The organism is Vibrio lentus (genome assembly GCF_002875945.1).
GTDB lineage: Bacteria > Pseudomonadota > Gammaproteobacteria > Enterobacterales > Vibrionaceae > Vibrio > Vibrio apostichopi.
This window is the reverse complement of sequence record NZ_MCZK01000149.1, coordinates 1-14,978: the sequence shown is the minus strand read 5'-3', so window position 1 is coordinate 14,978 and position 14,978 is coordinate 1. Positions and strand designations below refer to the sequence as shown.

The following is a 14,978-nucleotide window of genomic DNA, read 5'->3' as shown; positions in this document are numbered from 1 at the left end:
CAAAGAGCAGCTAATGGCTGCTCTTTTTAATTATGAACGCTCAACTTCGACAAGATTATAATAATGAAAAAGACAGTACTCGCTCTATTAGCCTCATTCAGCCTTGGGGTTTCTCTTCCGGCTTCAGCTCAAGAATACATGTTCACGTATTCCAAGCTCTACACACAGCTTAAAAACAACACCAAAAAAGGACATGATGATGTCAAAGTTGCAGTCTTCTTTGTGGATCAACAAGCTCAAACAATCTGTCACATCAGCAAAGCGTGGATGGAAAAAGAAGAGCACTACGAAGAGCTAAAAGTCTCTCCAGCCAATGAGCTGCTTCTACCTGTCGATCAAAACCTACGTTCAGCTAATCCTCTTATCTTTGTACAAACACAAGAACAAGAGTGTGCGTATTCGCTGGTTGTAATGACTCAGGAACCTTTGTCTGGAACGGTTGAAGTTGCACAGCTAGAAAGCCTGTTACCGCAGATGCAAGCGATGCTAGAAGACGTAAGCGGCATGTTCTCAAGCTGGATCACACCCGATATCCAAGGCTTAACGTTGGAGTTTGATAATAAGCTTGAAGGCAACATTGCTCTGTCTAATGGTAAGCAAATCCCAATTGAAGAAGGGCGCGCGAAATTCACGCTAGCTGAGCTCAATGGAAGTGACAGCATCACGTTGCCAGAAGCCACTGTTCGTGTTTTGCCTTACATCCCAGCACAATAGCGGTAAGTCTGGAGCTCTTTGTTTCGCTTCAGCTTAAGATCTTATTAAACAGCCTGTTCTTCTCTGAACAGGCTGTTTTTATTCGTAGCCTTAAATCTAAAACCTTTGATCTTGCAAAATCACATATCCAAATAGCCTTTCATCATTGATTCTTACCTCTTACTTACGACGTGTTTTCTCACTATTAGAAGGCAGAACGCATGATATGGCAGAATCTTTCTCCTGCTCGGCTTGTTTATCCTGCCGTTACTGTTTCAACCTTAAATAAAAATCCGTATAATCCACGCCCTAAAACAGTCCCACTAGCAATCTACAGTCGGTAATACGACGGTGTGAGAGTCGCAATGAACCAAAACGAAAATAAAAAAGATACACTTGAATTCAACAAGCTTCAGAAACTTCTAAGAAGAAATGTTGGGAATGCCATCGTCGACTACAACATGATCGAAGAGAATGATGTAGTAATGGCGTGCATTAGTGGCGGTAAAGATTCATTTGCGATGCTAGACATTTTGCTACGTTTACGTGAAGCAGCACCCATCAAATTTGATGTTGTTGCCGTAAACCTAGACCAAAAACAACCGGGCTTTCCTGAGCATATCCTTCCTGAGTACTTTGAAACTCTGAACATTCCTTACTACATCGTAGATAAAGATACGTACTCAGTAGTAAAAGAAAAAGTGCCAGAAGGTAAGACGACATGTGGCCTTTGTTCACGTCTGCGTCGCGGTACTTTGTACTCGTTTGCCGAGAAGATTGGTGCAACGAAAATTGCTCTTGGTCACCACCTAGACGACATTGTTGAGACTATGTTCCTGAACATGTTCCACGGTGCTCGCCTTAAGGCTATGCCACCTAAGCTTCGCTCTGACGATGGTCGCAACGTAGTAATCCGTCCACTGACTTACTGTCGCGAAACAGACCTAATCAAATACGCAGAGCACAAAGAGTTTCCGATCATTCCGTGTAACCTGTGTGGTTCTCAAGAAAACCTACAGCGTCAAAACATCAAAGCGATGCTAATTGATTGGGATAAACAGACTCCAGGCCGTGTTGAGAAGGTCTTCAAGTCAATTCAGAACGTGAGTCCGAGCCAATTGGCAGACCGTGAGTTGTTTGATTTCATTAACTTACCGTTAGACCGTACTGAAGAGCGCAAAGCATACGAATTCGAAGAAGCTGAGATCTCGTCGTCAAACATCGATGAGTCTTTGTACATTGATGTAACCAACGTTTAAGTCTTATTCGTCATAGAATTGCTATAACATCTAGATAAATAAAAACGCCTCAAGCAATCAATGCTTGAGGCGTTTTTTTATGAGTTAAATATATAGATTGAAGTACATATTGAGATTACTGTTTTAAGGCATTTAGCCTTTCTATCCGTTTAAACTTTTAACTCACTTAACTTTTTAACCCAACTTAACCTTTAGCAAGGTTAGGATCGAGAGGGCTCACATAACCAGACGGTTTAAGAGCCAGGACATCACAATTAATCTTATCGATAACGTGCTCTGCGGTATTACCAATAAATACAGCAGACAAGCCAGTACGACCTGTGGTTCCTAAAATCACCATAGCGGCGCTGTTTTCAGACGCTACTCGTGGAATCACATCTTCTGGCAAGCCTTGCTCAACGATCGTCTGTTCTTCACACATACCGTGCTTTTGACGAAGTGCTTTCATTCCCGTTAAGTGGTGACCGCGAACTGCGTCAGTGTAAGACGTAGGATCGAACTCTGGCAGCTCAATAGTGATATTCGCTGGCGTTACAGGATAAGCGTTCACCAAGAAAGGTTCAGCATCCAAACGACCCGTAATCTCAAGCAATCTATCAACCATTGTATCGTTCAGCTCTATGTGAGCTTCTGTTTCAGAGCCAACGTGTACCGAAGCAAAAATCTTCGCATTATCAGGCCAGAAATCATTTTTAACTAAGAGCACAGGGCTAGGGCACTTTCTCAACAGATGCCAGTCTGTAGGAGTGAAAATCACAGACTCTAAGGTATCGTGCTTACGCGTACCTTTAATCAGGATCTCATGCCCACCGCTGTATACTTCAGCGATGATCGCTTCATAAGGACGGTTATGCCAAACCACTTGAACGTTAAATTCAATAGAATCATCAAGGTAAGGTTCTGCGACTTTATTCATCCAAATTTCGCGTTGATGAATCACGCCTTTGCGCATTGCGTCTCTTTCATCAACAGAGAGCATTGATGTCATCTCATACGAGAAATCGTATATCGACAAAAAGAAAGTGATGTGGCTTGTTGAGGTGCTTTTCTTTGCAAGTTGGATAGCACGAACTAGAGCAGGTTGCTCATCGTGATTAATGTCTGCGACAACTAAAATTTTGTTATAGATACTCATAACTAAGCCTACTTTTCAGACCGAACATATAAATAATGTAGCGTAGTTATGGAGAGATTAAGAGAAATATAAGAGGTTTTAGGGGAGAAACATGATGTAGCTCATTATTGAACTACATCATTCATATCTAAACTATTCTTTTGAAACGCCAGCAAGTTCCATCAGAGCATCGTGATCTTCGATAGTGATGTATTTGCCTTTAACACTCAAGATGTCTGCTTTTTGGAAGCGACCTAATAGACGGCTGATTGTTTCAACAGTCAAACCAAGGTAGTTACCAATGTCGCCACGAGTCATCGTTAAGCGGAACTCTCTTGGGCTAAAGCCACGTTGAGAGAAGCGAGTAGAAAGGTTGTAAAGGAATGCAGCAAGACGTTCTTCCGCGTTCTTTTTAGAAAGAAGCAGAATCATTTCTTGGTCACCTTTAATCTCGTTACTCATCAGACGCATAATTTGCTGACGCAATTTAGGCATTTTTCCTGATAAGTCATCAAGGATCTCGTATGGAATTTCACACACCATAGAAGTTTCAAGTGCTTGTGCGAAGCTAGGGTGTTCGTCACCCGTAATCGCATCAAAGCCAACAAGATCACCCGCTAGGTGGAATGCAGTAATCTGCTCATCACCTTGCTCAGTAATCGTGTAACTCTTGATCGTTCCAGAGCGAATAGCATACAGAGATTTAAGCTCGTCACCGGCTTTAAATAACTCTTGGCCTTTTTGAATAGGCTTTTTTCTCTCAATGATCTGATCAAGTTGATCGAGTTCAGATTCATTCAAAGTAAATGGGATACAGAGCTGGCTAATACTACAATCCTGGCAGTGGATTGCACAGCCACCAGACTGAACACGTTTCGTCACAGGCTTTTCAGAAATCATAACAATCTTTCACTATTTGATATACGTCAATATTTTAGCATTCCTTTATCCAGTTGGGTAGTAAAAAAACTGGATTTAAAGAATAGCTATACGGTATAAATAATGAGCTGCAGTGCCATATAACCAGTATAAAAACCGTAAATAAGGATTAGAATTGCGCCTAGTTGGCGAAATAAGTCGGCTTGTTGCAGTTTTTTGAGAAAATTTGCGCCCATACCAACAGTAAGCATCGCAGGTAGCGTCCCTAAACCGAAAGCAAGCATAATACCCGCTCCGTTATACCAACTTCCCGATACCGCAGCCCAGGTCAACATAGAGTAAACAAGGCCACATGGAAGCCAGCCCCAGATGAAACCAAATGGTAAAGCATGGCTAGGATGCTTTAATGGTAGAAATGATTTACCTATAGGAGATATATAACGCCATAGCTTCTGTCCGACTTTTTCGAAGAACAACAAGCCGAACCACCATTTACCGATGTACAAACCTAAGATAATCATAAAAACGGCAGCAAATAAACGAAGCCAACCGAGTAAGGCATTAAAATCGCTCAACTGGCCAATAGAAGAAATCGCACCGCCAATCACGCCACCAATGACGGCATAGCTTAGCAGTCGTCCTAGATTATAAAGGAGGGGAATAACAGGGGAAGGCTTACTGTTGCCAATAGACAGAAGCGACGCAATACCACCACACATTCCCATGCAATGGCCTGCGCCGATCAATCCAACAACAAAAGCGCCAATCCAATCAGGCGTCATCATTCTTCTTTTCTACGTTAGATTGTGTTTCAGTCGAGCTTTGTTTCTTGTCGCTCTCTTTCGAGGCTGCGGTAGGCTTAGTATCAACGTTAATATGGTTATCTTCATCAAACAGAATGTTGTGGCCTTGACGCTCAAGGTCTTCAAACTGCTCACTCTTAACTGCCCATAGAAAGATACCGACAGCGATGCACACAAGTACGATCGCAATTGGAATGAGTATGTATAAACTTTCCATTATTTACCTTGCTCTTTTAAAAGCCTTAACGAGTTAGACACAACAATAATAGAGCTAGCAGACATGCCAACAACGGCAATGTACGGAGCAACCAAACCAGCTACGGCCAATGGAAGAATAAGTAGGTTATACCCCAACGACCACGCTAAATTCTCACGGATTATCTTACGCGTTTTAAGCGCCAATGTACGTGATTTAAGTAATCTATCGAGTTTATCGCCCAATAACACCATATCAGCAGAGGCTTTCGCTACATCCGTACCGCCACCCATAGCAACCGAAAGGTGTGCACCCGCAAGAATAGGCGCATCGTTGATGCCATCGCCAACCATCATAGTGATGTCGCTTGCGTCTCTAGAGTTAAGGTAAGCCAGTTTGTCTTCTGGTTTCGCGTTAGCAACAATATCAGTAATACCAATCTCTGCCGCAACAGGTTTCGCGTTAATCAAAGAATCGCCAGTCAGCAGCGTCGTTTTGATTCCCGCTTCTTTAAATTGCTTAATGAACTCGATACTTTCTTTACGAATCGGGTCTTCATAAGTGAATGTTGCGATATGACGACCAGCCATCGACAAGTAAATACCGTTACTTTCAGATGGCTGAGCTTCACCTAGAATGAACTCGCTACTACCAATCGCCACTTCTTGCCCATTCCACTCACCAGTAATGCCTGAACCAATCACGTTGTTCACCGACTCCACTTCGATATCATCTGAAGTATGAGTTTTGAACGCTTTAGCGATAGGGTGGTTAGCGTGTTGTTCTAAGCTCGCTGCGACTTGTAGGCATGTTTCTTTATCAAGATCAGCAAACGTCTCGACTTTGCTGATACGAATATCGCCTTCAGTGAGCGTGCCCGTTTTATCGATTATTAAGTGGTTCACTTTACACAGGGTTTCGAATACGTGGCCTTTGCGCAGCAAAATACCAAAGTTACCCATGCGAGATGTTGAACACGTAATCGCGGTCGGCGTTGCAAGAGACAGGGCGCAAGGGCAGGTCGCCACTAATACTGAAAGCATGATCCAGAAAGCGTCTTCTGGTCGTGTTTGGTGCCAGTAGAACCAAGTCCCGAATGAAATAATTAAGATAACCGCAACAAAGTATCGCGCTACCACATCGGCAATTTCAGCAATTCTAGGCTTAGAAAGTTGAGCTTCATCTTGAAGACGAACGATATTAGAAATCACTGAATCCGCTTTAGAGGTCATTACTTCCAATTCAAACGATTCATCACCATTGAGTGTGCCAGCAAAGACGGTATCGCCTTCATTCTTAACGACATGGAGCGATTCGCCAGTCAGCATGGATTCATCGATGTGAATTCTACCAGACAACACTTTGCCATCCGCAGGAATATGCTCGCCAGGAAGAACACGAATCTGATCGCCAACCTTCAAAGTTTTAACCGGAACTTGCTCGCCGTCTAACGTTGTAGCCATTGCAGGAACCAGCTTAAGCAGGTTACCACTCGCAGCTGCTGCCTTACGACGCGCTCTCATCTCTAAGAAACGGCCTAGAAGCAAGAAGAAGGTAAACATCGAGATAGATTCAAAGAACACTTCGCCTTGCTCTGTCACCGTTGCCACCAAACTCGCAACGTAAGCAAATAACAAAGCAATCGACACAGGAACATCCATTCCTAAGGTTCGGCCTTTGATACTACGCCAAGCGTTAATATAGAACGGTAATGCAGAGTAGAGCAGCACTGGCGTTGCGAAGATCAAACTCACCCAACGAAAGTAGCTTTTGAATTCAGGCTCAAGACTGCCAAACACTTCGAGATAAAGTGCCACAGCTAACATCATGACTTGCATGGTCGCTAAACCCGCAACGCCAAGACGATAGAGATAATTCTTCATCGAGCGATGATAGGCCGCTTCTTGTTGATCAGCCTCGAACGGTGCTGCTTTATAACCTAGCGTGTGGATAGCGGACAACAGTTCACTGAGTTTAACTTGAGTGTTGTCCCAGCTGAGTAGGGCACGGTTAGTAGTGGTGTTGACACGAATGCTGCCAACGCCTGCTTTTGAGGACACTTGCTTTTCAATAAGCCACGCACAAGCCGCACAAGACACACCCTCAAGTGACAATGTCACCTCTGAGGTGTTTTCAGAACTACGGACAAATTCTAATTGAACATCTTCGTTGTCATAATGGCTAAGTGCCAGAAGTTGTTCTGGTACCAGATCCGCTTTTTCAGCTGGAGCAGTACGGTATTGGTAATAAGAGACCAAACCGCTATCTATGATTGTCTGAGCTACGGTTTCGCAACCCGGACAACACATCGGTCGAACCGACCCTAAGATTTCTACTTTAAAATCCGTTTCCGCTGGTACATCTTCACCGCAGTGATAACAGGATTCACACATAAGCTTTAGTTCGTTAGTTGAGTAGGAGTATCAATAGGGAAGTTCATGCGACCTTGCACTAACCATTCAGAATCATGCGGAGAAAGCTCGATAAACCATGGGCCTTGCATTTCGTGGTCCAGAGTCAAAGTGTAGTTGCCGCTCGCATCAGCCGTCAGTAGCTGAGTGAAATCACGGTCAGGTAACGTTCGGTGTGCGAACATTGCGTTAATAGCAGGGAAGTGGTCAAGCTTGCCTTTGTTTAGAGTAATGATAACCGAGTTACCTTTCTCGTTAACTGAAGCTGATAGGCCAAGCTCATTAGCAATGTTGACTTTTGAAATGTCGACATTAATGCCTTTCCCTTTTTTATAGTAATCTTCACTTACAAGGTGAATTGAATGGTTGGTCAGTATCGCAACTCGAACCAACGTTAGCATAGAAACGCCAACGGTTAGAAAGAGTAAAAACCACGGCCAAAACTGCTTATACCAAGGCTGAACCATATTATTATTCTCAATATATACAATGAAATAAAACTTTTTTACAAACACTTAAGGTTTTAACTGTAAAAGAAAGACAGCCCCTTCAGAAGGGGCTGTTATTATTATGTTACTCTTTATCTGAGTTACTGAGGCTCCACACGTAGGATGAAACCAGCTGTACTTTGTCTTCGCCTAGAATATCTTTCCAAGCAGGCATTACGCCAGAACGTCCGTACATAACTGTTTCAGTTACATCTGCGCGAGAATCGCCAAACAACCAATCGCGGTCAGTCAGGTCAGGAGCGCCAACAGCAGGGTTACCCTTACCATCAGTACCGTGACACGCTGCACACACTACAAAGCGAGCTTTACCAGCTTCTGCTTCACGTGCGTTTACGCTACGACCAGAAAGGCTAAGAGTGTAGCTAACTACTTCTTTTACGCCTTCTTCGCCAAGAGCGTCTTTCCAACCTGGCATTTGACCGACACGACCATGCATGATGGTAGTAACGATAGCTTGTGGTTCACCGCCATATAGCCATGCATCGTCAGTCAAGTTAGGGAAGCCCTTTTGACCACGTGCATCAGAGCCGTGACACTGAGAACAGTTTTGTAGGAACAAACGTTGGCCCACTTTGATTGCTTCAGCATCAGATGCGATGTCAGGAACAGAACGTAGACCGTTCTCATCATGAGCTAGCTTCTTAAATGCTTCGCCAAAGTAAGTGTTCGCGTCATCAAGCTCTTTCGCGTACTCGTCTAGCTGTTTGTTAGCTTGAGCTGCAGCGATTGCAGAGCGAGACTCTTCTACGCTACGAACTGTTTGGTTTGAACTCGTCCAACCTAGCAGACCTTTAAAGTTGCCAAGGCCAGGGTATAGAGCTAGATAAACAGCTGCAAACACAATTGTGCTAATGAAAAGGTATGTCCACCATTTAGGCAGTGGGTTATTAAGCTCACGAATACCATCGTATTCGTGGCCCATATCATGACCTGGTTCTACACCTGTTTTATCGTTGGAACACCAACGAAGTAAGGCTGCACAACCAATCAGCGTACCGATTGTGATTACTGTTACCCAAATACTCCAGAATGTACTCATTACTTCGTCACTCCTTGTTTTATATCTTTCGCAGGTGTTTCATCAGCGAACACTAGGTTTGCATCTTCATCGAAACGCGACTTACGATTTTTACCGAAAGCCCACCAAACGATGCCGATGAAACAAGCAAAAACAGTAACAGTCCAAACACTTTGAAATGTAATAATGTCCATAATTATTCCTTATTTCATTGCGTGGCCAAGCGATTGAAGGTAAGCGATGATTGCATCCATCTCTGTTTTTCCTTCAACATCTTGTTTAGCGTTAGCAATTTGTTCGTCAGTGTAAGGAACACCAAATTGATTGCGGAAGAGTTCAAGCTTCTGCTTAGTCAATTTGCCATCAAGTACATTCTCAGCAAGCCATGGGAAACCAGGCATGTTTGATTCAGGAACAAGTTCGCGTGGGTCTAGAAGGTGAACACGGTGCCACTCATCAGAATAACGATCACCAACACGCGCTAGATCTGGACCAGTACGCTTAGAACCCCATAGGAATGGATGTTCCCAAACGCTTTCGCCCGCTACAGAGTAGTGGCCGTAACGTTCAGTTTCAGAGCGGAAAGGACGAATCATTTGGCTGTGACATACGTTACAACCTTCACGAATGTAAATATCACGACCTTCCATTTCCAGAGCAGAGTAAACGCGTAGGTTTTCTACAGGTTCAGTCGTCTGCTTTTGGAAAATAAGCGGAGTGATTTCTACTAAAGCACCAAAGCTGATTGCGATAACGATTAAGATCGCTAGTAGACCAACGTTTTTCTCGACCAACTCATGGCGATTATTTGAATTTGAGCTCATTCTAAATCTCCTTAAGCCGGTTGAGGGATAGCTTTAAGGCTATCTTTAGGTGCAGAAACAGTTTTGTACGTGTTGTATGCCAGTAAGAACATACCAGATAGGAAGATAAGACCACCTAAGAAACGTACAAAGTAGAACGGGTAAGAAGCTTCTACAGATTCTACAAAGCTGTAAGTCAATGTACCGTCAGAGTTAACTGCACGCCACATCAGACCTTGCATCACACCAGAGATCCACATTGCAACAATGTAGAAAACGGTACCAATCGTTGCTAACCAGAAGTGAACATTGATTAGAGATACAGAGTACATACGCTCTTGACCAAATAGTTTAGGAACTAAGTGGTAAACCGAACCGATTGAAACCATTGCAACCCAACCTAACGCACCAGAGTGAACGTGACCGATAGTCCAGTCCGTGTAGTGAGATAGTGCATTAACCGTTTTAATTGCCATCATTGGGCCTTCGAAAGTCGACATGCCGTAGAATGATAGAGAAACGATTAGGAAACGTAGGATTGGGTCGTAGCGAAGCTTATGCCACGCGCCAGATAGAGTCATAATACCGTTGATCATGCCACCCCAAGAAGGAGCAAACAGAACCAAAGACATAACCATACCTAGAGACTGAGTCCAGTCTGGAAGTGCAGTGTAGTGTAGGTGGTGAGGACCAGCCCAGATATACAGAGACACAAGAGCCCAGAAGTGAACAATCGACAAACGGTAAGAGTAAACAGGGCGACCAGCTTGTTTAGGAACGAAGTAATACATCATACCTAGGAAACCAGCTGTCAATAGGAAGCCTACCGCATTGTGTCCGTACCACCATTGCACCATTGCATCGATAGCACCGGAGTAAATCGAGTACGATTTAAACGCAGATACTGGAACAGCTAGGCTGTTCACTATGTGCAACACGGCAACCGTGATGATGAAGGCTCCGAAGAACCAGTTAGCTACATAAATGTGCGATGTCTTACGCTTAATCATAGTTCCGAAGAACACGACCGCATAAGCTACCCACACAAGAGTAATAGCAATATCGATTGGCCATTCAAGTTCTGCGTATTCTTTACCAGAGGTTAAACCTAACGGTAAAGTAATTGCAGCGGACAGGATAATCGCTTGCCAACCCCAAAAGGTAAAGGCTACGAGAGGGCCACCAAAGAGACGCGTCTGACAGGTACGTTGTACAACATAATATGATGTTGCAAACAGCGCACTTGTACCGAACGCAAAAATAACCGCATTAGTATGCAGGGGACGTAAACGACTGTACGTCAACCACGGCGTATCAAAGTTTAGCTGTGGCCAAACTAATTGAGCGGCAATCAAAACACCAACGCCCATACCGACAATACCCCACAAAATTGTAACGAGGGTAAATTGACGGACGACCGTATAGTTGTAGTTTTGTTCAAGCTGCTTTTCTTGGCTCATTTGCATGCTTCCAATTTCTTATTTACTACACTTTACTTCCAACACGACTCACGTCGTAATGCCACCCAAATTAGAAAAGGAAATTCAGCCTATTCAGGACTTTATTTCCACTTGCTGATTTTAAAAAAAAGTGGCATTTTCAACGCGACACTATACTTGAATTAACAAATCAATGACAGAGTAGTAACCTTACGCTTGGTCTGGAATTGGATTTTTATTTAAAAACTTTGAACTTTGTAACAAGGAGTAAAGATTATAATGGCGGCACAAAAGCTAACAAAAGGCAGGCTTGCTCAAATTATCGGCATGTTGGTTATTTTAATAGCGGCATTTACTTGGAGAACAGTGACATACGACCAAGACGAGACGATAAACTGTATAGTTTCAAAACCTTGTCAAATTACTATTGATAAACATAATGTTTTAATTTCGGACGATAACCTAGGCTATTTAATCGAAACATCTGAAACTGGCAAATTTATCATTAGCCATAATGGAGAGGGAATTCTTGATGAAAATGAAGCATCAAATTGGGTGTTGAAAACGACTGATAAAGCTTCATCAATAACCATCACATTCCCACAACAAAGTGGCACATATTTGGTCAACATTTCAAAAGAATAACAGAGCATAGAAATCACTTACACCGTAGTTTATTGATAGAAAGATGTACTAAATCAGTAAAACTTAATGCATAAAGGTGTTATAAATAGGCTATTAATAAAGTATTCAGAAATCTATGAAATTTCGATCAAAAGTCTCTTATTCCTTAGATGATAAAATTGCGGTAGATGAGTTACTCTCTGGAGTTGACACCCCAGAGCAGATAGCTTGTCTCATTTGCTACTGTACAGAAGAGTATTCAACACTCGCTGTACAGCGATATTTGGTAGACGCTCTTCCGAATACTCCTATCCACGGATGCACTACTTGCCACGGGATCATGACAGAAACTGGATTTCATTCAGGGCCAGTCATTGGCGTTCTTATCATCTATGATTCTGGGATCAATGCCTATGGAACCGGCATTGAGCACTTTTCGGATTCTATCGAAGGCAGCACCTTTCGAGCTATCGATAAAGCACTGATAAATGCCAATAGAGAAGGTGAAATACCTGACTTAATCTTACTTCATTCCACTCCTGGTAATGAAGAAAAGGTGATGGCGGCTATCGACACAAAATTTGGTACAGAAGTGCCCATTGTTGGGGGCAGTGCAGCTGACAATCAGGTGTCCGGAAATTGGAGTATATTCAACGAAGAATCGCTCTCTATTAACGGCGTCTCGTTGACCGTCGTATTTGCATCGCAATCAATATATTCATCACTAAGCTCAGGGCATACGCCGACTCAATTTTCAGGTACCGTCACCAAGGTAAGAAATCGAATACTATTAGAGATCGACAATAGGCCTGCGACCACCGTTTATAATGAATGGACTAATTTTCATTTAGGTGGCAGTGATGATGGGTATATTTTTGAAAAATCTACCGTTTATCCGTTAGGCCGAAAAGTCGGCTCTTCTTACGATTACCCATATTTCAAGTTATCGCATTCGATCAGAGAAACTGAGTGTAACGGTATCGAGTTGTTCACTGATATAAATGAAGGCGACACCATTTATTTGATGCAGGGCTCTAAGCAACAACTTATCAGCCGTGCCGCCAACATTATTCATTCTTCTTATTATAACGACATGGATCTTGAAGAAAAATTAGGGGCGATCAACATCTTTTGCGCAGGACCAATGCTACACCTGAAACAAGATATGGATGAGGTCTGCGACCAGATAAATCAGGCACTTAACGGCTTGCCATACATCTGTCCATTTACTTTTGGCGAGCAAGGAAGGCTCTCTGGTGGAGAAAACGCGCACGGAAACTTGATGGTATCCTCAGCAACGTTTTATAGGTTAAAAAAGTAATGAGTTCCGAAGGTCAAGAAGCGCTGCAAGAAGCTCGTATTGAACTACAAAAACTAAAACTCCGTGAACGAAAGCTCGCTGAAGAGAATAGGGTGATCTTATCGACTATCTCTGCGATCAGTAAAGCGGGTAACATTTCCGAGATATTCTCTAGCTTGGAATTTGTCCTCAAGAAATACATTAAATTCGACGACTTTATTGTGGTATCAAGGATAGGGAATAACGGTGCTTTCAAAACCCTGTTAACCAATAACAAAGTCTTTGAACAGATGAAATGGAACGATTGCGGTAAGCTTTCGCGAGTCATCAATGGAGAATGCGCCATCCTTTTTGAACCCAAGTCGCTGGGTGAATTCAACTCTTTGCATCCCATTATTCTCGACCAAATTAACTCTGTTCTGATCACCGGTATTGATAGCGGCCTGACTCAATCCGTCATTATCTTTATCCACTCCAATACTAAGCATTTCAGCATTGAAACCAAAGCGACCTTGAATCGTTTCCGTCCTTTAATTGAACGTGCTGTCTTCGATATTGAGAACAAAGAGAAGCTTGAAGCAACGGTAAGAGAACGAACCGCAGAGCTCGTTAACGCAAGAAAGGAAGCAGAAGAAGCCAATAAAGCGAAATCTGAATTCCTAGCGATGATGAGTCACGAACTCAGGACACCGCTGAACGCCATTATTGGACTCATTGACACATTAAAATCCACCGCGCTAACTCAAGACCAGCAATCTATACTGCTTAATATGAGCACATCGTCTGAGCTTTTGTTGGCCATTATCAGTGACGTGTTGGATTTCTCTAAGATTGAATCTGGGTGTTTCTCGTTAGCTCCTCAGTGGAACAACGTAAGAGACACTGTAACTTTTGTTTTATCTGAACAAAGAAAGGCCGCAGACAGCAAAGGTTTAGCCTTGACGGTGACAACTGATATCCCTGAAGACGAGCTTCATTATATTGACCAGAGTCGTTTGGCGCAGATCCTCTTTAATTTGATTGGCAATGCAATCAAGTTTACCGAGCGCGGACAAGTACATGTGTCGATCAAGTATCAACAAAGCTCGTTCTATATCACGGTAGAAGATTCAGGAATTGGAATCAGCGCGCAGCAGCTTTCGTCATTATTCAGTCCGTTTGTTCAAGCCGACAGCACGATTACTAGAAGGTTCGGTGGCACAGGCCTAGGATTGGCGATCACCAAACGTCTAGTTGAGTTGATGCGAGGTCGAATCTTTGTAAACAGCGAGCTAGGACAAGGCTCCAAATTCGAAGTGCAGTTGCCAGTTTCGACGAGAGTCGTCTGTGACAAAACAAACAGACAAAATGATCTGCAGATTCAAGAACAACCAAGAAGTCGATACTCGGTATTAGTTGTAGAAGACAATCCAACCAATCAAATGGTCATAAAGTTAATCTTAACGCGACAAGGCCACGAAGTTTTCATCGCAAGCAACGGTGAAGAAGCTATTGGCTTTATTGAAAAAGACAGCGATTCAATAGACATTATATTAATGGATGTGTCGATGCCGGTAATGGATGGATTGACCACAACCAAATACATGAGAGAAGCAAACATCCAAACACCAATTGTCGCGCTAACAGCACACACATCAGTAGAAGACAGATTTTCTTGCTTAGATGTCGGTATGAATGATTTCGTGACCAAGCCAGTAAGAACCAAAGAAATTACAGAAGCAATTGATAGGCTCATGCTTGAAGTCTAATAAACATATTCTGAATCGAAGATTAGGATATATGTTTATTAGGTATTTTATGGTAAATAGCCTTACTGTTAAATAGAACACCGATGTAGCGCCACAATGAGAGGCAGGGCATCAAATAAAGATACCTGCCTTATAAATACTTAATTCAATTTAACATAATATACATAATACGCACTTAAAGC

General features: G+C 42.9%; 15 protein-coding genes. 5 read left to right on the top strand and 10 right to left on the bottom strand.

All coding sequences use genetic code 11. The features are described from left to right. Positions 1-63 precede the first annotated feature (63 nt). The gene (locus tag BCT49_RS17805; protein ID WP_102437094.1) at positions 64-714 is read left to right on the top strand and encodes a DUF2987 domain-containing protein; all 651 of its coding nucleotides are present in this window, start codon (positions 64-66) and stop codon (positions 712-714) included. 344 nt (positions 715-1,058) lie between these two features. After that, a complete protein-coding gene (gene ttcA, locus BCT49_RS17800) occupies positions 1,059-1,952 on the top strand; it encodes a tRNA 2-thiocytidine(32) synthetase TtcA (protein WP_029223700.1) in 894 nt (297 codons plus the stop codon). A gap of 184 nt (positions 1,953-2,136) precedes the next feature. Here the strand turns inward: ttcA and uspE are convergent, their stop codons facing one another. From uspE to ccoN, 10 genes are all read right to left on the bottom strand, one after another. Next, positions 2,137-3,087 carry a universal stress protein UspE gene (gene uspE / locus BCT49_RS17795; protein WP_102437092.1) on the bottom strand — a complete coding sequence of 317 codons (951 nt, stop codon included), beginning with the start codon at positions 3,085-3,087 and terminating at the stop codon, positions 2,137-2,139. Positions 3,088-3,219: 132 nt separating this feature from the next. After that, positions 3,220-3,966 (bottom strand): FNR family transcription factor, encoded by a 747-nt coding sequence (locus BCT49_RS17790; protein WP_004733691.1) that lies wholly within the window; start codon positions 3,964-3,966, stop codon positions 3,220-3,222. Positions 3,967-4,052: 86 nt separating this feature from the next. Continuing rightward, complete coding sequence (locus BCT49_RS17785) at positions 4,053-4,727, bottom strand: sulfite exporter TauE/SafE family protein (RefSeq protein WP_102437090.1); 675 nt, start codon at positions 4,725-4,727, stop codon at positions 4,053-4,055. Then, on the bottom strand, positions 4,717-4,965 hold the full coding sequence (gene ccoS / locus BCT49_RS17780) for a cbb3-type cytochrome oxidase assembly protein CcoS (protein ID WP_102437088.1): 249 nt from the start codon (positions 4,963-4,965) through the stop codon (positions 4,717-4,719). The genes BCT49_RS17785 and ccoS overlap by 11 nt, the downstream gene beginning before the upstream one ends. Next, positions 4,965-7,337: a heavy metal translocating P-type ATPase gene (locus BCT49_RS17775; RefSeq protein ID WP_102437086.1), complete on the bottom strand. Its 2,373-nt coding sequence runs from the start codon at positions 7,335-7,337 to the stop codon at positions 4,965-4,967. The genes ccoS and BCT49_RS17775 overlap by 1 nt, the downstream gene beginning before the upstream one ends. A gap of 5 nt (positions 7,338-7,342) precedes the next feature. Beyond that, positions 7,343-7,822, bottom strand: a complete 480-nt coding sequence (locus BCT49_RS17770) for a FixH family protein (protein ID WP_102437083.1) — start codon at positions 7,820-7,822, stop codon at positions 7,343-7,345. Between the two features lie 106 nt (positions 7,823-7,928). Beyond that, a complete protein-coding gene (gene ccoP, locus BCT49_RS17765) occupies positions 7,929-8,903 on the bottom strand; it encodes a cytochrome-c oxidase, cbb3-type subunit III (protein WP_102437081.1) in 975 nt (324 codons plus the stop codon). Beyond that, entirely contained in the window at positions 8,903-9,076 is a 174-nt protein-coding gene (locus BCT49_RS17760) for a cbb3-type cytochrome oxidase subunit 3 (RefSeq protein ID WP_102437079.1), read from the bottom strand. Before BCT49_RS17760 ends, ccoP begins: the two co-directional genes overlap by 1 nt. Before the next feature lie 9 nt (positions 9,077-9,085). Further along, positions 9,086-9,706 (bottom strand): cytochrome-c oxidase, cbb3-type subunit II, encoded by a 621-nt coding sequence (ccoO, locus tag BCT49_RS17755; RefSeq protein ID WP_016767204.1) that lies wholly within the window; start codon positions 9,704-9,706, stop codon positions 9,086-9,088. Positions 9,707-9,717: 11 nt separating this feature from the next. Further along, a complete protein-coding gene (gene ccoN / locus BCT49_RS17750; protein ID WP_102437077.1) occupies positions 9,718-11,151 on the bottom strand; it encodes a cytochrome-c oxidase, cbb3-type subunit I in 1,434 nt (477 codons plus the stop codon). Positions 11,152-11,403: 252 nt separating this feature from the next. On the opposite strand from ccoN, the gene BCT49_RS17745 reads away from it, so the two are divergent. From BCT49_RS17745 to BCT49_RS17735, 3 genes are all read left to right on the top strand, one after another. Next, on the top strand, positions 11,404-11,769 hold the full coding sequence (locus tag BCT49_RS17745; protein ID WP_102437075.1) for a hypothetical protein: 366 nt from the start codon (positions 11,404-11,406) through the stop codon (positions 11,767-11,769). 115 nt (positions 11,770-11,884) lie between these two features. Next, complete coding sequence (locus tag BCT49_RS17740; protein WP_102437073.1) at positions 11,885-13,069, top strand: FIST signal transduction protein; 1,185 nt, start codon at positions 11,885-11,887, stop codon at positions 13,067-13,069. Next, positions 13,069-14,796 (top strand): response regulator, encoded by a 1,728-nt coding sequence (locus tag BCT49_RS17735; protein ID WP_102437071.1) that lies wholly within the window; start codon positions 13,069-13,071, stop codon positions 14,794-14,796. The genes BCT49_RS17740 and BCT49_RS17735 overlap by 1 nt, the downstream gene beginning before the upstream one ends. The last annotated feature ends 182 nt before the right edge of the window (positions 14,797-14,978 follow it).